22 protein-coding genes are annotated in these 24,039 nt (G+C 71.8%); 8 read left to right on the top strand and 14 right to left on the bottom strand.

Annotation, left to right across the window (positions count from 1 at the left end; genetic code table 11):
• Positions 1–97: 97 nt before the first annotated feature.
• The 3 genes from ACFWVV_RS34365 to ACFWVV_RS34355 form a co-directional block, all read right to left on the bottom strand.
• Complete coding sequence (locus ACFWVV_RS34365; RefSeq protein WP_384354880.1) at positions 98–745, bottom strand: PadR family transcriptional regulator; 648 nt, start codon at positions 743–745, stop codon at positions 98–100.
• A gap of 71 nt (positions 746–816) precedes the next feature.
• Positions 817–1,269 carry a hypothetical protein gene (locus ACFWVV_RS34360; RefSeq protein WP_384354882.1) on the bottom strand — a complete coding sequence of 151 codons (453 nt, stop codon included), beginning with the start codon at positions 1,267–1,269 and terminating at the stop codon, positions 817–819.
• Between the two features lie 191 nt (positions 1,270–1,460).
• Positions 1,461–3,071, bottom strand: a complete 1,611-nt coding sequence (locus tag ACFWVV_RS34355; RefSeq protein ID WP_384354884.1) for a protein kinase — start codon at positions 3,069–3,071, stop codon at positions 1,461–1,463.
• Between the two features lie 439 nt (positions 3,072–3,510).
• Between ACFWVV_RS34355 and ACFWVV_RS34350 the strand changes: the two genes are divergently transcribed.
• Entirely contained in the window at positions 3,511–5,217 is a 1,707-nt protein-coding gene (locus ACFWVV_RS34350) for a protein kinase (RefSeq protein WP_384354886.1), read from the top strand.
• Positions 5,218–5,301: 84 nt separating this feature from the next.
• Here ACFWVV_RS34350 and ACFWVV_RS34345 read toward each other — a convergent pair whose 3' ends face one another.
• The 3 genes from ACFWVV_RS34345 to ACFWVV_RS34335 all read right to left on the bottom strand — a co-directional run bounded on the left by ACFWVV_RS34345 (position 5,302) and on the right by ACFWVV_RS34335 (position 7,819).
• Positions 5,302–6,324, bottom strand: a complete 1,023-nt coding sequence (locus ACFWVV_RS34345; protein WP_384355019.1) for a phosphotransferase — start codon at positions 6,322–6,324, stop codon at positions 5,302–5,304.
• Positions 6,325–6,448: 124 nt separating this feature from the next.
• The gene (locus ACFWVV_RS34340; RefSeq protein WP_384354888.1) at positions 6,449–6,871 is read right to left on the bottom strand and encodes a pyridoxamine 5'-phosphate oxidase family protein; all 423 of its coding nucleotides are present in this window, start codon (positions 6,869–6,871) and stop codon (positions 6,449–6,451) included.
• A gap of 285 nt (positions 6,872–7,156) precedes the next feature.
• Positions 7,157–7,819, bottom strand: coding sequence for a response regulator (locus tag ACFWVV_RS34335; protein WP_384354890.1), 663 nt, complete (start codon positions 7,817–7,819; stop codon positions 7,157–7,159).
• A 327-nt stretch (positions 7,820–8,146) separates the two neighbouring features.
• Between ACFWVV_RS34335 and pdhA the strand changes: the two genes are divergently transcribed.
• The 5 genes from pdhA (at position 8,147) to ACFWVV_RS34310 (ending at position 14,003) form a co-directional block, all read left to right on the top strand.
• Positions 8,147–9,322, top strand: coding sequence for a pyruvate dehydrogenase (acetyl-transferring) E1 component subunit alpha (gene pdhA / locus ACFWVV_RS34330; protein ID WP_384354892.1), 1,176 nt, complete (start codon positions 8,147–8,149; stop codon positions 9,320–9,322).
• Between the two features lie 3 nt (positions 9,323–9,325).
• Positions 9,326–10,306 carry an alpha-ketoacid dehydrogenase subunit beta gene (locus tag ACFWVV_RS34325; RefSeq protein ID WP_384354894.1) on the top strand — a complete coding sequence of 327 codons (981 nt, stop codon included), beginning with the start codon at positions 9,326–9,328 and terminating at the stop codon, positions 10,304–10,306.
• A gap of 12 nt (positions 10,307–10,318) precedes the next feature.
• Positions 10,319–11,824 carry a dihydrolipoamide acetyltransferase family protein gene (locus ACFWVV_RS34320; RefSeq protein WP_384354896.1) on the top strand — a complete coding sequence of 502 codons (1,506 nt, stop codon included), beginning with the start codon at positions 10,319–10,321 and terminating at the stop codon, positions 11,822–11,824.
• Positions 11,825–12,027: 203 nt separating this feature from the next.
• Positions 12,028–12,669, top strand: a complete 642-nt coding sequence (locus tag ACFWVV_RS34315) for a GntR family transcriptional regulator (protein ID WP_384354898.1) — start codon at positions 12,028–12,030, stop codon at positions 12,667–12,669.
• An 86-nt stretch (positions 12,670–12,755) separates the two neighbouring features.
• The gene (locus tag ACFWVV_RS34310; RefSeq protein WP_384354900.1) at positions 12,756–14,003 is read left to right on the top strand and encodes a nitrate/nitrite transporter; all 1,248 of its coding nucleotides are present in this window, start codon (positions 12,756–12,758) and stop codon (positions 14,001–14,003) included.
• Positions 14,004–14,152: 149 nt separating this feature from the next.
• On the opposite strand, the gene ACFWVV_RS34305 is transcribed toward ACFWVV_RS34310, so the two are convergent.
• Entirely contained in the window at positions 14,153–14,980 is an 828-nt protein-coding gene (locus ACFWVV_RS34305) for a maleylpyruvate isomerase family mycothiol-dependent enzyme (protein ID WP_384354902.1), read from the bottom strand.
• Between the two features lie 237 nt (positions 14,981–15,217).
• On the opposite strand from ACFWVV_RS34305, the gene ACFWVV_RS34300 reads away from it, so the two are divergent.
• Positions 15,218–16,015: a carbon-nitrogen family hydrolase gene (locus ACFWVV_RS34300; RefSeq protein WP_384354904.1), complete on the top strand. Its 798-nt coding sequence runs from the start codon at positions 15,218–15,220 to the stop codon at positions 16,013–16,015.
• A gap of 133 nt (positions 16,016–16,148) precedes the next feature.
• On the opposite strand, the gene ACFWVV_RS34295 is transcribed toward ACFWVV_RS34300, so the two are convergent.
• The 7 genes from ACFWVV_RS34295 to ACFWVV_RS34265 all read right to left on the bottom strand — a co-directional run bounded on the left by ACFWVV_RS34295 (position 16,149) and on the right by ACFWVV_RS34265 (position 21,744).
• Positions 16,149–16,643: an LURP-one-related/scramblase family protein gene (locus ACFWVV_RS34295; protein ID WP_384354906.1), complete on the bottom strand. Its 495-nt coding sequence runs from the start codon at positions 16,641–16,643 to the stop codon at positions 16,149–16,151.
• A 31-nt stretch (positions 16,644–16,674) separates the two neighbouring features.
• Complete coding sequence (locus ACFWVV_RS34290) at positions 16,675–17,190, bottom strand: GNAT family N-acetyltransferase (protein ID WP_384355021.1); 516 nt, start codon at positions 17,188–17,190, stop codon at positions 16,675–16,677.
• 109 nt (positions 17,191–17,299) lie between these two features.
• The gene (locus ACFWVV_RS34285) at positions 17,300–17,797 is read right to left on the bottom strand and encodes a GNAT family N-acetyltransferase (RefSeq protein ID WP_384354908.1); all 498 of its coding nucleotides are present in this window, start codon (positions 17,795–17,797) and stop codon (positions 17,300–17,302) included.
• Positions 17,798–18,083: 286 nt separating this feature from the next.
• Entirely contained in the window at positions 18,084–18,887 is an 804-nt protein-coding gene (locus ACFWVV_RS34280; RefSeq protein WP_384354910.1) for an ABC transporter permease, read from the bottom strand.
• Positions 18,884–19,966: an ATP-binding cassette domain-containing protein gene (locus tag ACFWVV_RS34275; RefSeq protein WP_384354912.1), complete on the bottom strand. Its 1,083-nt coding sequence runs from the start codon at positions 19,964–19,966 to the stop codon at positions 18,884–18,886. The genes ACFWVV_RS34280 and ACFWVV_RS34275 overlap by 4 nt, the downstream gene beginning before the upstream one ends.
• Positions 19,967–20,132: 166 nt before the next feature.
• The gene (locus ACFWVV_RS34270) at positions 20,133–20,987 is read right to left on the bottom strand and encodes a DUF4097 domain-containing protein (RefSeq protein WP_384354914.1); all 855 of its coding nucleotides are present in this window, start codon (positions 20,985–20,987) and stop codon (positions 20,133–20,135) included.
• Positions 20,988–21,201: 214 nt separating this feature from the next.
• Positions 21,202–21,744 (bottom strand): toxin-antitoxin system HicB family antitoxin, encoded by a 543-nt coding sequence (locus ACFWVV_RS34265; protein ID WP_384354916.1) that lies wholly within the window; start codon positions 21,742–21,744, stop codon positions 21,202–21,204.
• Between the two features lie 183 nt (positions 21,745–21,927).
• Between ACFWVV_RS34265 and ACFWVV_RS34260 the strand changes: the two genes are divergently transcribed.
• On the top strand, positions 21,928–23,790 hold the full coding sequence (locus tag ACFWVV_RS34260) for an NHL domain-containing thioredoxin family protein (RefSeq protein ID WP_384354918.1): 1,863 nt from the start codon (positions 21,928–21,930) through the stop codon (positions 23,788–23,790).
• Positions 23,791–24,039 lie beyond the last annotated feature (249 nt).

Genomic DNA, 24,039 nt, shown 5'->3' with positions numbered 1-24,039 from the left:
GGTCCCCCCTGGAAGGGCCGCGCGGCACGAGTGTGGCGTGGCGGTGGTACGGAAGTCGGGTCCTGCGGGGCGGCCGGGGGTCGTCCGGCCGCCGGGGTCAGCGGCGGCCGGTGCGCGCGCGAGTGGTGGAGCCTGCGGGGGCGGCCGCGCCGGGTTCGGCCTGGGGCGCGGTGGCTCCCCGCACGGCCGTGGCGGAGAGCCGGACGAGCCGGGACTCGCAGTGGTCGAGCCAGCGCGCCTCGGCCTCGGTCTGGAAGATCAGCTGCTCCAGGACGAGCAGCCACGCCACGTCGTCGCGGCTCCGGTCGCTCCCCCGGCCGCTGCTGGACTCGACGGCGACCAGGGCCTGGGCCTTGAGCCGGGTGTAGTCCTGCATGGCCTTCAAGGTGGCGTGGCGCTGGGCCTGGATGACCGCCCTGATGTCGACGCCGGGTGCGCCGACGGCCATGGCGAGCTTGATGGCCAGTTCGTCGCGGGGCGGGCTGGTGCGGTCGACGGGCCGCTCGAACCACTGATGCAGCTCTTCGCGTCCGGTGTCGGTGATCGCGTACAGCGGGTGTCCCGCGTCGTCGTCGCCGTCCGGGACGACCATGCCGTCGCGCTCCAGGCGGCTGAGCGTCGTGTAGACCTGTCCGACGTTCAGGGGCCAGGTGGCGCCGGTACGGGACTCGAATTCGGTACGCAGCTGGGAGCCGTACCGGGGGCCCTGCTCGAGGAGGGCGAGGAGCCCGTGGCGGATCGACATACTCAGTATGTATACCGAGTATGCCTCTGCTGGCAAGCCTGGGCAGGGTGCACGTGCAGGTCCGGCCGCCCCTACTGCCGGCGCAGCCGCATCGCCAGGAACCCCAGCCCCAGCCCCACCAGAACGATCCCGGCCCCCAGTGGCAGCGGCCTGAAGCCGAGCGAGAACGGTTCCGGGGCGGCCTGCCGCACCCGCGCGGGACCCGTGCTCTGCCGTACCCGCGGACGGGTGGCGGGACGGCTGGCGGGGGGCCGTGGGGAAGGCAGGGTCCGCGGTACGGACACCGGGGCCGGACGGAGCAGCTCGTGCGGCTCCCACGCGCGGCCCGGCCGGATCCGGCCCGCCCCGGCCTGCCGCCCCGCGAGGCGTCCGGGCGCGGGCTCCGCCGTGCCGCGTGCGGCGGGTTCGGCCTCCCGTGCGGCCGGAGTCGCCGGGTCCGCCGCGTACGCCCGGTCGGGAAGGGCGCACCACAGCAGGGCGGCCGCCAGGAGGGCGGTGCACCGCGTACGGAGCCTGGGGATCATCGGGCGACCGCCTCCCGTCCGGTATCACCGAAGCCATCGAGCCATCGAGCCATCGAGCCATCGAGCCATCGAGCTATCGAGCCATCGAGAACTCAGCGTCACATACCGCTACAGAACGGGCATCCGGACCGACGTATGCAGAACGGCCCGGCACACCGCGCATCGCAGTGTGCCGGGCCGTGCAGAGGGAGTTACTTGGCGGGGTTGCCCGTCGAGACCGTCAGCTCGATGGTCGTCTTCTCCGGGTCCATCGGCGAGCCACCGCGCGGGAACTGGTCGATGACCGACTCCTGGCCCCACTGGTTCTCGTCCGTCGGCACCTCCTTGAACCGCCAGCCCGCGGCCTGGAGGCACTCCTTCACGGAGCGGACGTTCTTGTAGATGAAGTCCGGGGTGTCGACCTTGGCGGGGTCGTTCGAGTTCTCGTCCGGGTTGGTGCACTCCGTGCTCTTGATGGTCTTGGACCGGTCCGGCCCCCTGAAACCCGCCTCCTGGCCGGCCGACTCGTTCGCCTGCGGCTTGTCCTCCGGCTTGTCCGTCGGCTGCAGGGCGTAGACCACGCCACCGATCGCGAGCAGCGCCACCACGATCGCGCCGATGACCATCGGCAGGTTGTTCTTCTTCGCGGGCGGGGCCGGAGCCGGGTGCTGCACCGTGTACGCGGCCGGCGCCGGGGCCGGGGTGGGCGCCGCGTAGCCCTGGTGCGGATACCCGTACGCGGGCGCGGGGGTGGGCATCGGCGCCGGGGTCGCGGGGCCGTACGGGCTCGGCCCGGGGGTCGGCGGCTGGTACGGCGTCTGCACGTTGCCCTGCGGGTAACCGCCGCTCTGGTCGACCGGCGGGAAGACGGCGGAGCCGACGCCCGAACCGCTGCCCTGGGCCGGTCCGCTGCCCGGCACGATCACCGGGGCGGCGCCCGGCTGCACCGTGGAGAGCACCCGGGCGCACTCGTCGGCCATCGCGGCGGCGCTGGGGAAGCGCTCGTTCGGGTTCTTCTTCAGCGCGCGGGCGACGAGCGCGTCGACGGCCGGCGGAATCGTCCGGTTGATGGAGGACGGGGCGACCGGTTCCTCCTGGACGTGGGCGTACGCGATGGCCAGCGGCGAGTCGGCCTCGAACGGCAGCCGCCCGGTGAGCAGCTGGAACAGCATGATGCCGACCGAGTACAGGTCGGAGCGGGCGTCCACGCCGCGTCCCAGGGCCTGCTCGGGCGAGAGGTACTGCGGGGTGCCGACGACCATGCCGGTCTGGGTCATCGAGGTGACGCCGGACTGCATCGCACGGGCGATGCCGAAGTCCATGACCTTGACCACGTTGCGCTTGGTCATCATCACGTTGCCCGGCTTGATGTCGCGGTGGACCAGGCCCATCTCGTGGCTGGTTTCCAGCGCCGCCAGCACGTCCGAGGTGATCTTCAGCGCCTTGTCGGCGGGCATCGCGCCGTAGCTGTCGATGTCGGCCTGGAGCACCGAGCCGAGCGGCTTGCCCTCGACGTACTCCATGACGATGTACGGCATCTGCGCGCCGCCAAGGTCGTCCTCGCCGGTGTCGAAGACCGAGACGATGTTGGTGTGCGAGAGTTTGGCCACTGCCTGGGCCTCGCGCCGGAAGCGTTCGCGGAACGCCGCTTCGCGCCCAAGTTCCGTATGCAACGTCTTGATCGCGACCAGGCGGTCGAGCGCCGAGTCGTAGGCCAGATAGACGGAGGCCATTCCGCCCTCGCCGAGCAGGTCGCGGAGCTGGTACCGACCACCTGCCACCGAGCCGCCCGCGTACCGGCCCTGCGTGCCGTCCTGGCTCATGACTGTGCATCCCCCTCGGCGCGGTGGTTCCGCGTCAGTCCGTTGTTCTGGCCGTTGTTCCGGTGCGTGCACGGGCGTCCGGTGCACGCACGCGTGCGCGTGCGGTGCTTGTGCCGATGTCGTGCGTGCCGCGACAATCCGCGATCATCCCTCATTACCGGCCAAGTCTGCCCGAGGGCACGGACACGTCAAGCGAGGTGCCCGTTCCGTGACCGTACGCGCAAGGAACGGTCGCGGAAGTGTTATGCGGAGCGGGCTGGGGGGTGGGCAATTTGCACGGGTACAGGCGCAACGGTTTTGATGGCAGGTCCATCTCGGAGAAGGTGCGCCTCGCGCAAGGCTGTAGCGTGACGTGGCGGAGAACCATGGACCACCGCGACCCGGGCACCCGACCGAAAGGTCACCCGGGGACGCGGACAGATGATGACGGCGAGGACTGATGGCACCCGAACCCGAGGACACCGGCGGTGGAGTGTCTGACCTGCCGGAATCGTTCGGTATGGGCGGACTTGTCGGCGATGGCCGTTATCGGCTGACGCATCGGCTCGGCCGAGGCGGTATGGCCGAGGTCTTCGCCGCCGAGGACGTACGGCTCGGCCGTACGGTCGCGGTGAAGCTGCTGCGCTCCGACCTCGCCGAGGACCCGGTCGCCAAGGCCCGCTTCACCCGCGAGGCACAGTCGGTCGCCGGCCTGAACCACCATGCCGTGGTCGCCGTGTACGACTCGGGCGAGGACCGCATCGGCGGCAACCTCGTCCCGTACATCGTGATGGAGCTCGTCGAGGGCAACACCATCCGTGACCTGCTCCTCAACGCGGAGGCCCCGGGCCCCGAGCAGGCGCTGATCATCGTCTCCGGCGTGCTGGAGGCCCTCGCGTACAGCCACCAGCACGGCATCGTGCACCGTGACATCAAGCCCGCGAACGTGATCATCACGCACGGCGGCGCGGTCAAGGTGATGGACTTCGGCATCGCGCGCGCCCTGCACGGTGTGCAGTCGACGATGACGCAGACCGGCATGGTCATGGGTACCCCGCAGTACCTCTCCCCCGAGCAGGCGCTCGGCAAGGCCGTCGACCACCGCTCCGACCTGTACGCGACCGGCTGCCTGCTGTACGAACTGCTCGCCCTGCGGCCGCCCTTCATGGGCGAGACGCCGCTGTCGGTGGTCTACCAGCACGTCCAGGACATTCCGGTGCCGCCCTCCGAGATGTCGGACGTGGCGCCTCCGGAGCTCGACGGGCTGGCGATGCGCGCCCTGGCGAAGGACCCGGACGACCGGTTCCAGAGCGCCGAGGAGATGCGCGGGCTCGTCCAGTACGGCCTCCAGATGCTCCAGCAGCAGGGCAGCCACACCGGCACCTGGAACACCGGCCCCGTCGAGATGCACGAGAGCGGCTACACGCCCGCCCACGGCGTCGCGGCGACGACCGCGATGGGTCACCCGCAGCACGGCGACACCTCGCAGTTCCGGCAGGGCGGCGCCATGCTCCCGCCGAGGAACCCGAACGACGGCTCCTACGACGACGGGTACGACGACCGGGGCGGCACGAGCCGGGGCAAGATGTGGATCTTCGCGATCCTGGCGATCCTGGCGATCGCGGGCGGTGTGGCGTTCGCGGTGAAGGGGCTGGGGGGCGATACGCCGGATCCGAAGAAGGACAAGCCGAGCGTCTCCAGCACCCCCTCCAAAACCGAGAACTCGCCCTCTCCCACCAAGGACGACGAGACGCCCGGCGGCAACGACGGCGACACCGGCAAGGCCACCGTGACCGGTGGCGGCACCGGTGACTACCCGCCCTCCGGCGGCAAGTACACCAAGCGCCCGACCGGCAAGGCGACGACCGCGCCGACCAACAAGCCGACCACTCCGACCGATCCCCCGGTGACCGACCCGCCGGACGGTGGTGCCGCTCCGGGTGGTGCGGCCGACAACGGCGGTGCGGCTCCGGGCGGTGCGGCTCCGGGTGGCGCGGCCGACAACGGCGGTGCGGCTCCGGGAGGCGCGGCTCCGGGTGGCGCTGCCCCGGGTGGTGCGGCTCCGGGCGGTGCTGCCCCGGGTGGTGCGGCCGACGACGGCGGCGCGGGCGACGGCGGGGCCAACGACCCGCTGGCGGGCGGGGACGCGGAGGGAACGAAGCCGTAGCGGCAGCCCGCCGCTCACCCGGCGAGCAAGCCGTAACGGCAGCCCACCGCCGCCGCGGCGGCGACCAGGCCGGCAGCCCGCCGCTCACCCCGCGAAGGCGTCCAGCACCGCTTCGTACTCCTTGGTCCACCAGACCGCCAGGGCCGACACCGCAGGAAACTGCGGGTCGGCCCTTCGGTCGTGCAGCTGGTAGCGCCAGCGCAGTATCCAGAAGTCGTTCAGCCGCTCCCACCACACCCGGTGCACCGCCGCGGCCAGCTCGGCCTCTCCCGCCCCGGCGGAGCGCCGGTACGCGCGTGCGTACGCGCGTGCCTTGTCCAGCTCCAGTTCGCCGTCGGGCCGGACGAAGAAGATGGCGGCCGCACGTACCGCCTCCTCGGCGCGGGGCTGCACGGCGAGGCGGTCCCAGTCGACGATGGCGGCGGGCTCGGCCCCCCGGTAGAGCAGGTTCAGCGGGTGGAAGTCGCCGTGCACCCAGCCGGCGGTCGGTTCCGCACCCGGTGCGGGCCTGCGGTGCGCGTGCCGTTCCAGCAGCGTGCGGCGCTCCAGCAGGCGGTGTTCGGCCAGTTCGTCGAAGGAGTCCCGGGGGCGGCGCCGGCGGGCCAGCCGCAGCAGTTCCTCGATCGTCTCGAAGCTGTCGTGCGGATCCGCGCTGTCGTGCCCGCCGTCGAGTCCGGCGGCGGACTCCATGACCTGGTCGAGCCGGGTGTGCACGACTCCCAGGAGCGCGCCGAGCCGCAGCGACTCGGCCCCGGTGAGCTGGGCGCCGTCCCGGTGCCGGCCGTCGACCCAGGGGTGCACGGCGTAGCAGCGGCCCCCGATGACGGCGACGGTGTCCCCGTCCGCGTCCTCGACCGGCGGGGCGACGGGCACGCCCAGGTCCTTGAGGCGCTGGGTGGCGCGGTGCTGGCGGGCGATGGCGTCCGGGTCGCCGTCGAGATGGTGCTTGAGGAAGAAGTCGCCCCGCGTGGTGGCCAGCCGGAAGCCGTGGTTCAACAGTCCCTGGGCGACCCGCTCGCAGGACACCGGCTCGCCCAGGTCCGCGTACCGGCGCAGCAGCTGCCCCAGGGGCGGTAAGGCGGGAGTGGGGTCGGGCGGGGCGCACACGGCGCCCGGGGCGGGTCCGGCCGGCGCGGGGGGCCGCTCCGGCGGGGCCGCGGGGGCCGGTGCGGGGGGGAGTACAGATGAGCGCGGCACCCGGCAGATGTTAGATCACGGGGGCGGCAATGGATTACACAGTGTGCTGGAGCTGTCGCTCCCGGGAGCCGCTCAGGGTGTGGACCAGGAAGAACTGCGGGTCGATCCGCATGTGGACCGGTTCGAACGGCTCGCCCTCGACCTCGGCGGGGCCGGGCCCGAAGAGCGCCGACTCGGCCGCGGTCGGCTCGATGACGCGGGCCTCGCCGGTGGCCTGGACGGACCACAGGGCGGCGTCCGCGGAGTTGAAGTTGTCGGTCTCGTACGCGACCACGCTGCCGTTGCAGGCCTGGTGATAGCCGTATCCGGCGTGCATCCGGAGCAGGAGCGCGCCGTCGTCGGCGATGACGTGGCGGGCCACGGCCAGGAAGGGCAGCGCGCGCATGCTGGTGGCGATCCTGCCGTAGGGCATGGAGGTCAGCAGCTTGATGGCGCGGGCGCTGTCGGAGTGGGGCATGGGTCCACCCTGCGCCATGGGGCGGCCACGGCAAAAGAGACCTAGGTCCCGAGAAGCGTTGCGAACTGCCTGATCAGGGGCTCGCGGCGGGCCGGCTGCCGGGCCCGGGGCCCACGGGGGACGGACTCGGGCCCCACCGCTGCCGGGTCCTACGGGTGACCACCGCAGGCCCGCCGTGCGGTCGGCCGGGGGCCCACGCGCGCGGCCCCCCAGGCCCCCTGGAGACCCGTCCCGGCCCCCTGGAGACCCGTCCCGGTCCCCTGGAGGCCGGGTCCGGGGACTGCTTCAGCGGCGCTGCTCGGCCTGCATCCGGGCCACATAGGCGGCGGCCTGCGAGCGGCGCTCCATGCCCAGCTTGGAGAGCAGGCTGGAGACGTAGTTCTTGATCGTCTTCTCGGCGAGGTGCAGCCTCTCGCCGATCACCCGGTTGGTCAGGCCCTCGCCGATCAGGTCGAGGATCTTCCGCTCCTGGTCGGTGAGGTTGGCCAGGCGCTGGTCGCCCTTGGCGCTGTTGCCGGCCCGCAGCCGCTCCAGGACGCGGGCGGTGGCCACCGGGTCCAGGAGGGATTTGCCCGCCGCGACGTCCCGTACCGCCGACAGCAGCTCACTGCCGCGGATCGCCTTGAGGACATAGCCGGACGCACCGGCCATGATCGCGTCGAAAAGGGCTTCGTCGTCCGCGAAAGAAGTCAGCATCAGGCATTTGATGTCCTCGTTCTGTGAACGGACTTCGCGGCAGACCTCCACACCGCTGCCATCGGGCAGCCGGACGTCGAGAACGGCGACGTCGGGACGGGTCGCAGGGATCCTGACCAGGGCATCTGCCGCTGTGCCCGCTTCTCCGACGACCTCGATGTCCTCCTCGACGGAGAGCAATTCATGGACGCCCCGCCTGACGACTTCGTGGTCATCGACAAGGAAAACGGTAATTTTGCCTGATTCGCGCACGGCGCCATCCTCACACATGAACTCTTCCCGTGCCCGAGGTGGCCGGGATAACGTGCCCCTGTCCCGGCGGCCCGCAAGGCTCTGACCAGTGATTGTTCCCGCATTCCTCGATTTACTTGGAAATCCAAGCAAAATCGCAGGTCAAATGGGGTTTCGCAGTTATGCGAAGCACTGGGTAACGTGCTTTTGACAGGGCGCTCGCCGGGGCACCTGTCACGCCCTGTCCCGGCCGAGCCGCACCCACCCCGTGCGCGGGTACGGGCACAGGGCGAGCCGCACTGGTCTCCCGGCAGACCCCGGGGGCCGGACCGACGGAGGAGCACGCACGTGACCGTGGAGAGCACTGCCGCGCGTAAACCGCGACGCAGCAGCGGAGCATCTGGAGCGGCCGCCAAGCGCGCCGGCACCAAGAAGGCCTCGCCGCAGAAGCCCGACGAGCCGCAGCTGGTTCAGCTGCTGACGCCCGAGGGCGAGCGGGTGACGCACCCGGACTACGAGATCGACCTGTCCGCCGACGAGCTGCGCGGGCTGTACCGGGACATGGTCCTCACCCGCCGCTTCGACGCCGAGGCGACCTCGCTCCAGCGTCAGGGCGAACTGGGCCTGTGGGCCTCGCTGCTCGGCCAGGAGGCCGCGCAGATCGGCTCCGGCCGTGCGCTGCGCGACGACGACTACGTCTTCCCGACGTACCGCGAGCACGGTGTGGCCTGGTGCCGCGGGGTCGACCCGACGAACCTGCTGGGCATGTTCCGTGGCGTCAACCACGGTGGCTGGGACCCCAACAGCAACAACTTCCACCTGTACACGATCGTCATCGGCTCGCAGACCCTGCACGCCACCGGCTACGCCATGGGCGTCGCCAAGGACGGCGCGGACTCCGCCGTGATCGCGTACTTCGGGGACGGCGCCTCCTCGCAGGGCGACGTCGCCGAATCGTTCACCTTCTCCGCGGTCTACAACGCCCCGGTGGTGTTCTTCTGCCAGAACAACCAGTGGGCGATCTCCGAGCCCACCGAGAAGCAGATGCGGGTGCCGCTCTACCAGCGCGCCCAGGGCTTCGGCTTCCCGGGCGTACGCGTCGACGGCAACGACGTGCTGGCCTGCCTCGCCGTCACCAGGTCCGCCCTGGAGCGGGCCCGCCGCGGTGAGGGACCCACCCTGGTCGAGGCGTTCACCTACCGGATGGGCGCGCACACCACTTCCGACGACCCGACCAAGTACCGGGCGGACGAGGAGCGGGAGGCGTGGGAGGCGAAGGACCCGATCCTGCGCGTCCGCACCTACCTGGAGAAGCAGGGCCTGGCCGACGCGGCCTTCTTCGAGGAGCTTGAGGCCGAGAGCGAGACCCTCGGCAAGCGGGTCCGCGAGGCGGTGCGCTCGATGCCCGACCCGGACACCATGGCGATCTTCGAGAACGTCTACGCGGACGGGCACGCGCTCGTCGACGAGGAGCGTGCCCAGTTCGCCGCCTACCAGGCGTCGTTCGCCGAGGAGGGCAAGTAAGCCATGGCAGTCAAGAAGCTCCCGATCGCCAAGGCGATCAACGAGTCCCTGCGCAAGGCCCTGGAGACCGACCCCAAGGTCCTGATCATGGGCGAGGACGTCGGCAAGCTCGGCGGTGTCTTCCGGGTCACCGACGGTCTCTTCAAGGACTTCGGAGAGGGCCGGGTCATCGACACCCCGCTCGCCGAGTCCGGCATCGTCGGCACCGCGATCGGCATGGCCCTGCGCGGCTACCGGCCGGTCGTGGAGATCCAGTTCGACGGCTTCGTGTTCCCGGCGTACGACCAGATCGTCACGCAGCTCGCGAAGATGCACGCCCGCTCGCTCGGCAAGATCAAGCTGCCGGTCGTCATCCGCATTCCGTACGGCGGCGGCATCGGCGCGGTCGAGCACCACAGCGAGTCGCCCGAGGCGCTCTTCGCCCATGTGGCCGGCCTCAAGGTCGTCTCGCCGTCCAACGCCTCCGACGCGTACTGGATGATGCAGCAGGCCATCCAGGGCGACGACCCGGTGATCTTCTTCGAGCCGAAGCGGCGCTACTGGGACAAGGGCGAGGTCGACTTCGAAGCGATCCCCGCGCCCCTGCACCGGGCCCAGGTGGCCCGTGAGGGCACCGACCTGACGCTGGTGGCGTACGGCCCGATGGTCAAGGTGTGCGTGGAGGCGGCCGCGGCGGCCGCCGAGGAGGGCAAGTCGGTCGAGGTCGTGGACCTGCGCTCGATGTCACCGATCGACTTCGACACCATCCAGACCTCGGTCGAGAAGACCCGCCGCCTGGTCGTCGTGCACGAGGCGCCGGTCTTCTACGGAGCAGGCGCGGAGATCGCCGCCCGGATCACCGAGCGGTGCTTCTACCACCTGGAGGCCCCGGTCCTCAGGGTCGGCGGCTACCACGCCCCGTACCCGCCGGCGCGCCTGGAAGAGGAGTATCTGCCGGGCCTGGACCGGGTACTCGACGCCGTCGACCGCTCGCTCGCGTACTAAGGGGCCGACCACATGACTACTACTGACACCGCTGCTCGCTACCGCGAGTTCAAGCTGCCCGACGTGGGCGAGGGCCTCACCGAGGCCGAGATCCTCAAGTGGTACGTCCAGCCCGGTGACACCGTCACCGACGGCCAGGTCGTGTGCGAGGTCGAGACCGCCAAGGCGGCCGTCGAACTGCCCATCCCGTACGACGGCGTGGTGCACGAGCTGCGCTTCGAGGAGGGCGTCACGGTCGACGTCGGCACGTCGATCATCACCATCGACGTGGCGCCGGGCACCGCCGCCCCGCAGGAGCCCGCTGCCGTGCCCGCTCCTGCTCCCGCCGTGGAGCCGGAGGAGGAGGACGACGCACCCAAGGGCCGCCAGCCGGTTCTGGTCGGGTACGGCGTCTCGGAGGCGTCCACCAAGCGCCGCGCCCGCAAGGCGGACCAGGGGGCGCCCGAGAAGGCCGCGTACGCCGCCTCCGTGCAGGCCGAGCTGAACGGCACCTCCCTCGCCGCCCAGGCCGCCCCGCAGCCCGCCCAGGCCGCCCCGCCGGCCACCGAGGACCGGACCCGCCCGCTTGCCAAGCCCCCGGTCCGCAAGCTCGCCAAGGACCTCGGCATCGACCTGGCGACGGTCACGCCGACCGGTCCCGGCGGCGTCGTCACCCGCGAGGACGTGCACGCGGCAGCCACCCCGGCCGCCGATGTTTCACGTGAAACGGTGACGCCGGTGACGGGCGGAGGGGCCGAGAGCCCGGGGGCCGCCCGTGGGGAAGGCACCGCAGGCGAAACGGCCGCGGCTGCTGGGTCCCTCTCCCGGGACGGTGGCGCACGCGAGACGCGCATCCCGGTCAAGGGCGTGCGCAAGGCGACCGCGGCGGCGATGGTGCACAGCGCGTTCACTGCCCCGCACGTGACCGAGTTCATCACGATCGACGTCACCCGCACCATGAAGCTGGTCGCGGAGCTCAAGAACGACAAGGAGATGGCGGGGCTGCGGGTCAACCCGCTCCTGCTCATCGCCAAGGCACTCCTCGTCGCCATCAAGCGCAACCCGGCCGTCAACGCGGCCTGGGACGAGGCGAACCAGGAGATCGTGCAGAAGGAGTACGTGAACCTGGGCATTGCCGCCGCCACCCCGCGCGGCCTGCTCGTCCCGAACATCAAGGACGCGCACGCCAAGACCCTGCCCGAACTGGCGGCCGCGCTCGGCGAGCTGGTGACCACCGCCCGTGAGGGCAAGACGTCCCCGGCCGCCATGCAGAACGGCACGGTGACCATCACCAACGTCGGCGTCTTCGGCGTCGACACCGGTACGCCGATCCTCAACCCGGGCGAGGCCGCGATCCTCGCGGTCGGGGCGATCAAGCTCCAGCCCTGGGTGCACAAGGGCAAGGTCAAGGCCCGCCAGGTCACCACGCTGGCGCTCTCCTTCGACCACCGCCTGGTCGACGGCGAGCTCGGCTCCAAGGTGCTGGCCGACACGGCCGCGATCCTGGAGCACCCCAAGCGCCTGATCACCTGGGCATAGCGGCAGCCGCACACCGAGGGCCCCGTGGCCGGCGCTCACCGAGAGCGCCGGCCGCGGGGCCCTGCTCCGTTCCCGGTCCGGCAAGCGCCAGCCGCGAGGCCCTGCTCCGTTCCCGGTCCGGCATGCGGACGGGGCCTCGTCCCCCCGTTCCGGCATGCGGACGTGTCTTTAACTTGCACCTCTGTTGTATCTAAGCTGTGCGCATGCCTGCCGCACCGCCAGCCGCCGAACGTGTCTACGACCACATCAAGAGGGGCGTCCTCGACCGCAGTTACGAGGGCGGGACGCTGCTCACCGAGGGCCATCTCGCCGAGGCCGTGGGGGTGTCGCGCACCCCGGTCCGCGAAGCCCTGCTGCGTCTGGAGGTCGAAGGGCTGATCAAGCTCTACCCGAAGAAGGGCGCCCTGGTGCTGGCGGTCTCCGCGCAGGAGATCGCGGACGTGGTGGAGACCCGGCTCCTCGTGGAGGAGTTCGCGGTGCGCAAGGCCGTCCCGGCGTCGCCGCACCTGATTGCCCGGCTGGAGGGTCTGCTCGCCGAGCAGCAGCGGCTCGCGCTCGCCGGGGACCTCGCCGAGGTCGCCGTCACCGACCGCTGCTTCCACGCCGAGATCGTGCGCAACGCCGGAAACCAGATCCTCTCCCGGCTCTACGACCAGATGCGCGACCGGCAGCTGCGGATGGGCGTCGCCGTGATGGAGGCGCACCCGGACCGCATCGCGCTCAACATCACCGAGCACGCCGAGATGCTGGACGCCCTCAGGGCCGGGGACGCCGACGCGGCGGCCGCCTGTGTACGGCGCCACGTCAGCCGGGTCAAGGTGCTGGTCCGGGGTGACGACCGGTGAGCGGGCCGTCCGGAAGGCGGCTGCACGGGGATCCTTCCCCCAGCTCTGAAGGAGCGGGGGGAGACCCCATCGGCGGGCGGCGGGCCATGGCCGTGTGGGGCGTCGGCGTCGCCGTCTACTTCGTCGCCGTCACCTTCCGCACGAGCCTGGGGGTCGCGGGACTGGACGCCGCCGACCGTTTCCAGGTCAACGCGTCCGCCCTTTCGGCCTTCTCCATCCTCCAGCTGCTGGTGTACGCGGGCATGCAGATACCCGTCGGCCTGCTGGTGGACCGGCTGGGCACCAAGAAGGTGCTGGCCATGGGCGCGGTGCTGTTCACGCTGGGCCAGGTGGGCTTCGCGCTGTCGCCGAGTTACGAAACGGCGCTGGTCTCGCGGGCCCTGCTCGGCTGCGGCGACGCGATGACGTTCATCAGCGTGCTGCGGCTGGGCACCCGGTGGTTCCCGGCCCGGCGGGGGCCGATGATCGCGCAGGTCGCGGCCCTGTTCGGGATGGCCGGCAACCTCGTCTCGACCCTGGTGATCGCGCGGGCGCTGCACGGGGTGGGATGGACGGCCACGTTCCTGGGCAGTGCGGCGGCCGGCGTGCTGGTCCTCGTACTGACGCTGGTGCTGTTGAAGGACCACCCCGAGGGGCACGAACCGCCGCCCGCGCCGCGTGCGGGGCCCGCCTTCGTGCGGAAGCAGATCGCGGCGGCCTGGCGGGAACCGGGGACCCGGCTGGGGATGTGGGTGCACTTCACGACGCAGTTCCCGGCGATGGTGTTCCTGCTGCTGTGGGGCATGCCGTTCCTCGTCGAGGCACAGGGGATGTCGCGGGCGGCGGCCGGTGAGCTGCTGACTCTGGTCGTGCTGTCCAACATGGTCATCGGGCTGGTGTACGGGCAGGTCATCGCGCGGCACCACGAGGCACGGGTGCCCCTGGCGCTGGGCACGGTCGCGGCGACCGCGGTGCTGTGGGGGGCGGTGATCGGCTATCCGGGGGCGCAGGTGCCCGGGTGGCTGCTGGTCACGCTGTGCGTGGTGCTCGGGGCGTGCGGGCCCGCGTCGATGATCGGCTTCGACTTCGCCAGGCCGGCCAATCCGCCGGAGCGGCAGGGCACGGCGTCCGGGATCGTGAACATGGGCGGCTTCGTCGCCTCCATGACCACCCTGCTCGCGGTGGGCGTGCTGCTGGACGCCACCGGCGACAACTACCGGATCGCGTTCGCCTCGGTGTTCGTGCTGGAGGCGGTGGGTCTGGCCCAGATCCTGCGGCTGCGGACGCGGACGGCACGCAGGGAGCGGGAGCACCTGGTGGCAAGCCGCGTGGAGGCCGTGCACGTACCGGTCTAGGCAGGTACGGACGACCCGGGCAGGGACGGGCGGCCCGGGTGGGAACGAGCCCTGCAGGCCTCTCGGACCGACGGGCCTGAGCGGGCCCGCGAGCCCCTCGGGCTACGGAGCCGGAACAGGTCGGCGCTCCTGTGGGAACTCCCCCCGGGCTACGGCGTCACCGCGAAGTTCCGCAGGATCGCCTCGGCCAGCTCCTGGTCGCCCTCGACCTTGATCCGGTCGGCGACCGCACCGTGCCGGACCCGGCCGCAGGCCAGCCGGTAGAAGGTCTCCCAGTCGAGCGCGATGGTGACGAGCGGGCCGAGCGAGGGAGTGCCGTCGATGCTGCCCCGGCCCTGCTCGTCGACGCGGACGGTGCGCAGGAACTCCACGGGGCCGTGCACGTCGAAGACGACCGCGGAGTTCGGGGGCGCGCCCGCTTCCCTGGCGACGACCTTGGGCAGGGAGCTCAGCAGCAGGTCGCGTGCGACGTAGGCGCCCGGGGAGTCCAGGTTGCCCGGCTGGTGGAAGGTGTTGCGCAGGTCCTGCTCGTGCACCCAGACGTCGAAGGCCCGGAGCCGCATGGCGAGTTCGAGGGTCTGCTGCTGCCCGCCGAGGGGGGAGCGGATCAGGGCGTCGGGGGAGCGGTTCTCGTTCCGCAGCTGCCGGGAGCGGCGGATGACCGTGTACTCCAGCTCCGAGGTCATCTCCGGTGCCGTGTGGTGACGCCTTACGTCGACCTGGACCTCTATGTAACGGGCCAGGTCGGACCTGATGTGGAAGAGGTCGCTCGGCAGCGTGTGGATCGGGCGGGGGTCGCCCAGCATCTCGCACTCCATGCCTATGACATGGGAGACGAGGTCGCGCACCGACCAGCCGGGGCACGGCGTACGGCGGTTCCACTCGCCTTCGACGAGCGGCTTCACCAGCTCGGATATCGCCTCGATCGAGTGGGTCCAGGCGTCGGCGTAGGTCTGCAGGGCGGGATGGACGGTCACGGGACCCCTCGGGCGGTTCAGTGGCGGCGGCGCGGGAGTTGCGGTGCGTGCGGTGGTACGGCCGGCGGGTACGGGCGGTGGTGCGGTGCGGATGCGGGCGGTCTGCGGTGTGCGGGCGGTGCATGCCGGGTAGCGGTCTCGCACGCTAAGTTACGCTGCTCGAAGGCACCCCGGCAGTGCTTTCGTGTGACGATCGTAGGCCCGTGTTGACGGCTTGAATGCCAGGACGGTGGTAGTGTGCGCGCCTCTCTCCTCCAGATCGATGTAAATGACGCGGAAACGGCCCCTGCCCGCCGGGAGCGGGTGGCGTCGCTCGTGAGGGCGCAGCGGGACAGCGACCTGGTGGTGCTGCCCGAGCTCTGGCCGACCGGTGCCTGGGGGTACGACGGCTTCGCCGGCGAGGCGGAACCGCTGGAGGGCCCGACGTACGAGGTGATGTCGAAGGCCGCCCGGGACGCCGAAGTCTGGCTGCACGCCGGTTCCTTCGTGGAGCGGGACCCCGAGGGCCCGCTGTTCAACACTTCGCTCGTCTTCTCGCCGGACGGCGAACTGGCCGCCGCGTACCGGAAGATCCACCGCTTCGGCTTCGACAAGGGCGAGGCCGTGCTGATGGGCGCCGGGCAGGAGCTGGTCACGGTGCCCGCCGACGGTCTGCGGCTCGGTCTGGCCACCTGCTACGACCTGCGCTTCCCCGAGTTGTTCCGGGGTCTTCTCGACGCGGGGGCGACTGCCTTCGTGGTTCCGGCGGGCTGGCCGGCGCGGCGCCGCGCGCACTGGTCCCTGCTGGCGCGTGCGCGGGCGGTGGAGAACCAGGCGTACGTGCTGGCCTGCGGCACGGCGGGTACGCACGCGGGGGTCGAGCAGGCCGGATACAGCGTGGTGGTCGACCCGTGGGGCGAGGTGCTCGGCGAGGCGGGTGCGGACGAGGAGGTCCTGACCGTGGAGCTGGATCCGGCGAGGCCCGGGGCCACCCGGGAGCAGTTCCCGGTACTGAAGGACCGCCTGCTGGGACTGGCAGAGCCGCACCGGCCGTAGCGGGGGCCCCGGCGGCGCGTCGGCCCGGCAGTCGGTCAGTGGTCCGTAGACCAATCCGTCCGACCGCCCGTCAGCCCGTCTGGCCGCTCGTCCGACGGCCCGTCAGCCCGTCTGGCCGCCCGTCCGACGGCCGTCAGTCCTCGTCCCTCTCCTTCTCCGCCATCCGGATCACGCACACCGCCACCGCGATGAGCAGGGCCGCGTCGGTGTCCTCGCGTACGACGTCGACGGCGTACGTGTCCCTCATCCGGAACCACTTGCGCGAGATGTGCGCCAGGAGTTCGCCGTCGTACTCCACGGCGAACTCCCGGTCCAGCACCCGGCCGCTGACGTCGAGTTCGGTGCCCTCGTTGAGGGTGACGCGGTAGTGGTTGCGAATCAGCGACAGCCGCTTCTTGCGCACGCTCGCGAGGGTCTGGCCGTCGCGCTCGATGGTCATGGAGTCGCGCAGGCTGAGCATCTTCTCCTTGAGCGTGATCAGCACCCGCCCGCCGGGGTCCTTGATCTCCAGGGTGTCCCGCAGCCGCAGCGCCTTGCCGTCGACGAGGAAGGCGTGCCGCCCCTGCTCGTCCTCGATCCAGTAGTCGTCGCCGATCGCGAACAGCTTGTCGCGTACGAGAAATTTCATGCCATGACGGATACCCGTACGCGCCGCGATGTCACGCTCCGGGCCCGTCCTGGCTGTCGTGGCAATGCGGGCGTGCACCCTCTTCGGGGGCGTGGCGTACGTAGGTGAGCCCCGGCCGCCCGTCGAAGTCCGCCGTGCCGGTCGGTACGAAGCCGGTGCGGGCGAGCACCGCCCGGGAGGCGGCGTTGTCGAGGGTGGTGGCGGCGCGGAGGGTGCGGATGCCGTAGCGCTCGGCGGCCAGTGCGGTCAGTTCTCGCACGGTGCGGGTGGCGAGGCCGCGCCCGGTGGCCTTCTCGGCGAGCCGGTAGCCGAGCTCGGCGGCCCCGTCGGCGAGGTCGACGAGGTTGAACCGGCCCAGCACCTCACCGTCCTCGGCGACCAGGACGTGGAAGGCGATCGCACCGGCCGCCTGCTCCGCGAGCAGCGCGGCGTGCCGGTCGCCGAACTCAGCGAAGTACGCGTCGCCCCGGTCGGGTACGGAAGCGGCGAAGTAGGCCCGGTTCTCCCGCTCGAAGGCGAGGAGGGCGGGCGCGTGACCGGCGCGCAGCGGCTGGAGTGCGGGCTCGGCGTGCGGCGGCTGGAGCTCCGGTCCGGCGCGCGGTGGGGTGACCTCGGGCTCGGCGCGCGGTGGCTGCGGTTCCGGCACGGCTGGCGGGTCAGTCGGTCGGGGTGCGGAAACGGGTCAGGCCGGGGTCGAGGTCCTCGCCGGGCCAGGGCACGAGTCCGGTCTTCTCCAGCACGCGGATGGACGCGGGGTTGTCGAGCGAGGCCTTGGCGCAGACGGTGTGCACACCGGGTGCGGCCAGCGCGTGGGCGACCAGGGCCCGCGCGGCCTCCGTGGCGTACCCGCGCTTCCAGCGCGACGGGGCGACTCCGTACCCGAACTCGACGGCACCCTCCTGGGGCGGCCAGAACAGTCCGATGGCACCGACCACTTCGCCGCTCTCGCGCTCGATCATCTGCCGGTGGCCGTACGGGCCGAACCAGTCGGGGTTCGCGGCGAAGAGTCCGGCCAGTACCTTGTCGCCCTCGCCGGGGAAGTCCTCAGCCCAGTGCGCGAGCCGCCGGCCCTCCCGTACCGCCTCGATCTCGGCGGGTGTCCAGGTGTGCAGCAGGAGGCGGTCCGTGGTCAGGTCCTGGGGGGCTTCGGGCACGTAGAACTCCTGGTGGAGGGGGCGGGGCGGCCGGTGCGCCTACGCCTGACGGCGCGGCGGGGCCGAGCGGAACCCTTGCAGAGCGGGCGTGCGGCGACAAGGGAATTAACGGGGCCGGCGTGAGGACGGCGACCGGTCGGCCCGCACTGACGGCTACGGGCCGGCCCCGTATGAACAGCCGCAGGTCGGCTCCCGTACCAACGGCTACGGGCCGACCTCCGTACGAACAGCAGCGGGCCGGCTCCCGCGCCAAGGGCGGGGGCCGGCCGGTTGCCGCTCGACGGGGTTACTTCACGGGGCGGTTGAAGACGGCGCGGGCCCACAGGTAGCCGACCAGCGAGAGGCCGACGCCCCAGGCGAGCGCGATCCAGCCGTTGTTGCCGATGAGGGTACCCATCAGGAGGCCGCGCAGGGTCTCCGTCAGCGGGGTGAAGGGCTGGTACTCGGCGAACCAGCGCACGCCGGCCGGCATCGAGTCCGTGGTGACGATCGCACTGCCGAGGAAGGGCAGGAAGGTGATCGGCATCGGCGCGTTGCTGGCGGTCTCCACGCTCTTGCTGGACAGTCCCATGGCCGCCGCGATCCAGGTGAGGGCGAAGGCGAGCAGCGCGAGGATGCCGAGGGCGGCGGCCCATTCCAGGACGTTGGCGTTCGGCCGGAAGCCGCACAGCAGGGCCACTCCGAGTACCAGGACCAGGCTCGCCATCGTCTGGATGACACCGCCGACGACATGGCCCGTGAGGACGGAGGCCCGCGAGATCGCCATCGTGCGGAAGCGGTTGATGATGCCCTCGGTCATGTCCATCGACACGGAGATGGCCGTGGAGAGCGAGCCGGAGGCGATGGCCATCAGCAGGATGCCGGGGGCGACGTAGTCGATGTACTCGCCGCCGCCGATACCGGTGCCCAGCGCGCCGCCGAAGACGAACACGAAGAGCAGCAGCATCAGGATCGGCATCGCCACGACCGTGACGGTCATCGAGGGGTAGCGCTTGGCGCGTTTGAGGTTGCGGCCCAGCATCGTGAGCGAGTCGCGCAGGGCGTACGACTTGGTGGACGTGGCGGGGGCGGTGGTGAGGGCGGCGCTCATCGCACGGTCTCCTTACGGGGGGCGGAGGCGGGGGCGGGGGTGTGGGTGCGGCTGTTGTTGCTACTGCTCGTGGTGGCGGCGTCGGTGCCTGTGCCGGTGCCTGTGCCAGCGGTGGCGGTGGCGGCGCCGTTTCCGTTGCCGGTCAGGGTGAGGAAGACGTCGTCGAGGTCGGGGGTGTGGACGGTGAGGGCCGCCGCTTCGATCGCGGCGCCGTCGAGCCGGTCCAGGACCATGCGCAGGGCGGGGATGCTGCCGTCGCTCGGGATGTCGAGCGTGAGTGCCTCGGTGTCGGTGGTGGCCGGGCTCAGCTGCTGTGCCGCGAAGGCGAGTTGGTGTGCCTCGTGGAAGCGGAGGCGGATGTGCCCGCCGGGGATCTGCCGCTTGAGTTCCTCGGCGGTGCCCTCGGCGACGATCCGGCCGCCGTCGAGGACGGCGATGCGGTCGGCGAGCTGGTCCGCCTCCTCCAGGTACTGGGTGGTGAGGAAGATCGTGATGCCGTCGGCGACCAGTTCCCGTATGAGCTCCCAGACGGTGCGGCGGCTGCGCGGGTCGAGGCCGGTGGTGGGCTCGTCGAGGAAGATCACGCGCGGGTCGCCGACCAGGGTCATCGCCAGGTCGAGCCGTCGCCGCATGCCGCCGGAGTAGGTGGCGGCGCTCTTCCGCGAGGCCTCCACCAGGTCGAACTTCGCCAGGAGGTCGGCGGTGCGGCGCCTGCCCTCGCGCCGGCTGAGGTGGTGCAGCTTCGCCATCATGAGGAGGTTCTCCTCACCGGTGAGGAGGTTGTCGACGGCGGAGAACTGTCCGGTGACCCCGATCGAGGAGCGGATCGCCTCGTCGTCACGGCCGAGGACGTGGCCGGCGACCCGGGTCTCGCCGGAGCCGGCGCCCGCGGCGATCAGGGTGGAGAGGATCTGGACGGTGGTGGTCTTGCCGGCGCCGTTCGGGCCGAGCAGGGCGAAGATCGTGCCCCCGGGGATGCGGAGGTCCACGCCGTCGAGCACGACCTTGTCGCCGTACGACTTCCGGAGCGCGGTGGCGCTGATGGCCAGGGGGGTGTGCGTGGGGGTCGAGGTACTCACGAGGGTGACCTTTCCGGTACGGAGTTGCCGAGGGACAGGAGGACTTGAGGGGTACGGAGGGGATGCCGCCGTGCCCGTGGAGCGGCAGGGGCGGGCGTGAAATAGTCATGGTCATGACATCCCTGGGGAGGGGGCCCCTCCCCAGGGATCGTGAGGGGCAGGGGGCCTACGAGCGGGTGCGGCGGACTTCGATGTTTCCCCAGCGCGTACGTGCCCGGACCTCGACCGTGTCGCCGGCCGACTCCGGCTCCGGCCCCTCCGACGCGGTCATCGCGTTGTGCACCAGCCCCCGTTCGGAGCTGACGTCCAGCCACGCGGCGGTCCCCGCGCGGACACCGACCTCGATCCCGCCGTACGACGTCTCCAGCTGGACCTTGCCGCGGGCCACCTCGACGACCCGCAGCGTCCCGTGCGCGGTCGCGGCGGTGACGGAACCCTCGGCGCGCTCCACGAGGATGTCGCCGTTCGCGCCGTTCACCCGCAGTTCCCCGGTGACGGTGCCGACCGTCGTGGAACCGTGCGAGTTCTTCAGCACCGCGGTCCCGTCGACGGATCCGACGCGCAGGCTGCCCGAGCTGGTGGTGACCGTGGCGGCGCCCTGGACGTGGTCCACGGTGACGTTGCCGTGGGAGGCGGTCAGGTGCAGCGGCCCCGTCACGTCCAGGTGCACATCGCCCGACGAGGTCTTCACCCGCACCTCGCCGAGCCGGCCTTCGCCGCGCACCTCGGTCCAGGCCCCGTTCATCTCGGCCCGTGAACCCGCGGGAAGCTCGACGACGACGTCGACGATTCCGGTGCGCCCGAGCCCCAGGAGGTTCGACTTGGGGGACGTGACGGTGAGGGTGCCGCCCGAGTACGTGACCCGGGTCTGCTCGGCGGCCCGTACGTCGGCGTCCTTCTTCGCGTTGCGGGGAGTCACCTCGACGACCGTGTCGGTGCGGCCCGCCGCGATGAGCCTGATGGACCCGGCCTCGACGCGGAAGGTGGCCGAGATCGGTTCGGGAGTGTCGAAAGAAGGCATGGCTGTCCCGTCCTCTTGGGTCGTCGGGGTGTCTCCCCGTTGTGTGGTGCGTGGCGTGTGGTGCGTACGTGGTGTCTGACGTGTGGTGCGTACGCGGCGCGTGGCGTGTGGCGTGTGACGTGTGGTGCGTACGCGGCGCGTGGCGTGTGGCGTGTGGTGCGTACGCGCCGTGGTGGGCCGGCCGTGCGCCCGAAGGCGCCGGCAGGTCAGGCCCTCAGCGCGCCCAGCCGGTGAAGCTCTGGCCGCTGGTCATGGCGCGTTCGCCGACCCGGGCGGGTGCGCCCGCTCCCGCGTCGACGGCCGCCGTCACGGCGCGTACGAGCCAGGTGTTGACCGACAGGCCCTCGTGCCCCGCCGCTTCCTCGGCCCGTGCCTTGAGATGGGCGGGCAGGCGCAGATTGATGCGTGCGGTGGCGCCGCCGTCCCCCTCGTCGACGGGTGCCGCGGCGGCAGCGGCCGGGGCGGCTGCCGCCGGAGCGGCGCCCGCGCCCGGCTGGTCGAAAGTGCCGTGACCGGAGGGCAGCGTCACCACGAAGTCCGGGTCGAGCCCCCGCAGCCGTACGTCCACGGAGCCAGGAGCCAGCTCCCTGGTGATCTCGTCCATGGCGGCGGAGAGTGCGTTCAGCAGGGTGAGGCGGGTCGCCGACTCCAGCGGAGCGGTGAGCCGCTCGGCCAGCGCCCGGGCTTCGTCCCCGCCTGCTTCGGCGGCCACCGCCAGTTCGCGGCGGAGAGTGTCAACGTACGGCGTGAGGTCCATGACGCCATCATGGCATCACTGTGGTGCCATGACAAGCGGATGGGTGGCTCAATGTGGTGTCACGTGGCGCCAGGGTGCTTCCCTGGTCTCGCCCAAACGCCTCTGGCCTGCGGTTTTTCCCCTGGCGCCAGGTTTCATGAGCTGGTGACGCAATGCCCCGAAAGCGGTGGCACCCTTGGTGCCATGACTGCCGCTGATGCCGCGAACCCCGATCCGGCCCCCGCTTCCGACCCCGCTCCCGCGCCGACGTCCGCACCCCGCCGAGCCCGGGTGCGCGCGCCCGAGCTGGTCGGCAAGGGCGGCTGGCTGAACACCGGTGGCAAGGAGCTGACCCTCGCCGACTTCCGGGGCCGCATCCTGATCCTGGATTTCTGGACCTTCTGCTGCATCAACTGCCTGCACGTCCTCGACGAGCTGCGGGAGCTGGAGCAGCGGCACAGTGACACCACGGTGATCGTCGGCGTGCACTCGCCGAAGTTCGTGCACGAGGCCGAGCACCAGGCCGTCGTCGACGCCGTCGAGCGCTACCAGGTGCACCACCCGGTGCTCGACGACCCGGAGCTGGCCACCTGGAAGCAGTACGCGGTGCGTGCCTGGCCGACGCTGGTCGTCATCGACCCCGAGGGGTACGTCGTCGCCCAGCACGCCGGTGAGGGGCACGCCCATGCCATCGAGCGGCTGGTGACCGAGCTGGAGGCCGAGCACGAGGCCAAGGGGACGCTGCACCGCGGCGAAGGCCCGTACGTCGAGCCCGAGCCGGTCGCCACCGACCTCCGCTTCCCGGGCAAGGCGATCGTCCTGCCCGGCGAGGACGGCGGCCCCGGCAGCCTCCTGGTCTCCGACACCACCCGTGACCAGCTCGTGGAACTCGCCGCCGACGGCGAGACGGTGCTGCGCCGCGTCGAAGGCTCCTTCAACGAGCCCCAGGGCCTCGTCCTCCTCCCCGACGGCCGGGTCGTCGTCGCCGACACCGTCAACCACCAGCTCAAGTCGTACGACCCGGCCACCGGCGAGGTCGCCGTCCTGGCCGGTACGGGCAGGCAGTGGTGGCAGGGCGAACCCACCTCGGGACCGGCCCTGGAGGTGTCGCTCTCCTCGCCGTGGGACGTGGCGTGGTGGCGCGGCGAGGTGTGGATCGCGATGGCCGGGGTGCACCAGCTGTGGGCGTACGACCCGGAGGCCGGCACCGTCCGGGTCGCCGCGGGCACCACCAACGAGGGCCTGGTGGACGGCCCCGCAGATCAGGCCTGGTTTGCCCAGCCGTCCGGGCTCGCGGCAGCCGGGGACCGGCTGTGGGTGGCCGACTCGGAATCGTCCGCCGTGCGCTGGGTGGACACCGACGACGTGGTGCACACCGCCGTCGGCACCGGCCTCTTCGACTTCGGCCACCGGGACGGCGACGCCGGTCAGGCCCTGCTCCAGCATCCGCTGGGGGTCACCGCGCTGCCGGACGGCTCGGTCGCGATCAGTGACACCTACAACCACGCGCTGCGCAGGTACGAGCCGGCGACCGGTCAGGTCACCACCCTGGCAACGGACTTGCGCGAGCCGAGCGGCGCCGTGCTGGTGGGGGAGGACGTCGTCGTCGTCGAGTCCGCCCGGCACCGGCTGACCCGGCTGCGGCTGCCCGAGGAGGCGGTACGGGTGGAGGCCGTCGCGCACCGTACGCAACGGGCGGCCACCGAGGTCGCGCCGGGCGAGCTGCGGCTGGACGTGGTCTTCCAGGCGCCGGCCGGCCAGAAGCTGGACACGCGGTACGGGCCCTCGACGCGGCTGCTGGTCTCGGCGACGCCGCCGGAGCTGCTGGCCGGGGGCGAGGGGACGGGGACCGAGCTCGGACGCGATCTGGTGCTGGGTGAGGGGGTCACGGAGGGGGTGCTGCACGTGTCGGCGATGGCGGCTTCGTGCGACGACGATCCGGCGAACGAGTATCCGGCGTGCCATGTGCATCAGCAGGATTGGGGGGTGCCGGTGAGGGTGACGGGGGCGGGGGTTTCGCGGCTGGGGTTGGTGTTGGCGGGGATGGATGAGGGGGGTGGGGTGTAGGGGGTTGGGCCGAGCCGGGGCCGGCGGGGGCCGGGGCCGGTGTCGGGCTGGGTCGGCTGCCCCCGGGCGGGGCCGGGCCGGGCCGGTCCGGGCGGGCCGGGCCGGGGTGGGGCGGGGCTTTGGCTGGGCGGGGCCGGGCCCAGGGGTGCGGCTCCGCCGGGGGCCGCCCCCTTGCCCGCCCGTCCCGCCCCCGGGGGGCGGCCCCGCCGCCCAAGGGGGCGGGGTAATTGGGGCGGCCCCGCCGCCCAA

It is taken from the genome of Streptomyces sp. NPDC058663 (assembly GCF_042716745.1).
In the GTDB taxonomy this organism is placed as follows: Bacteria; Actinomycetota; Actinomycetes; order Streptomycetales; family Streptomycetaceae; genus Streptomyces.
This window is presented reverse-complemented; position numbering and strand designations above follow the sequence as displayed.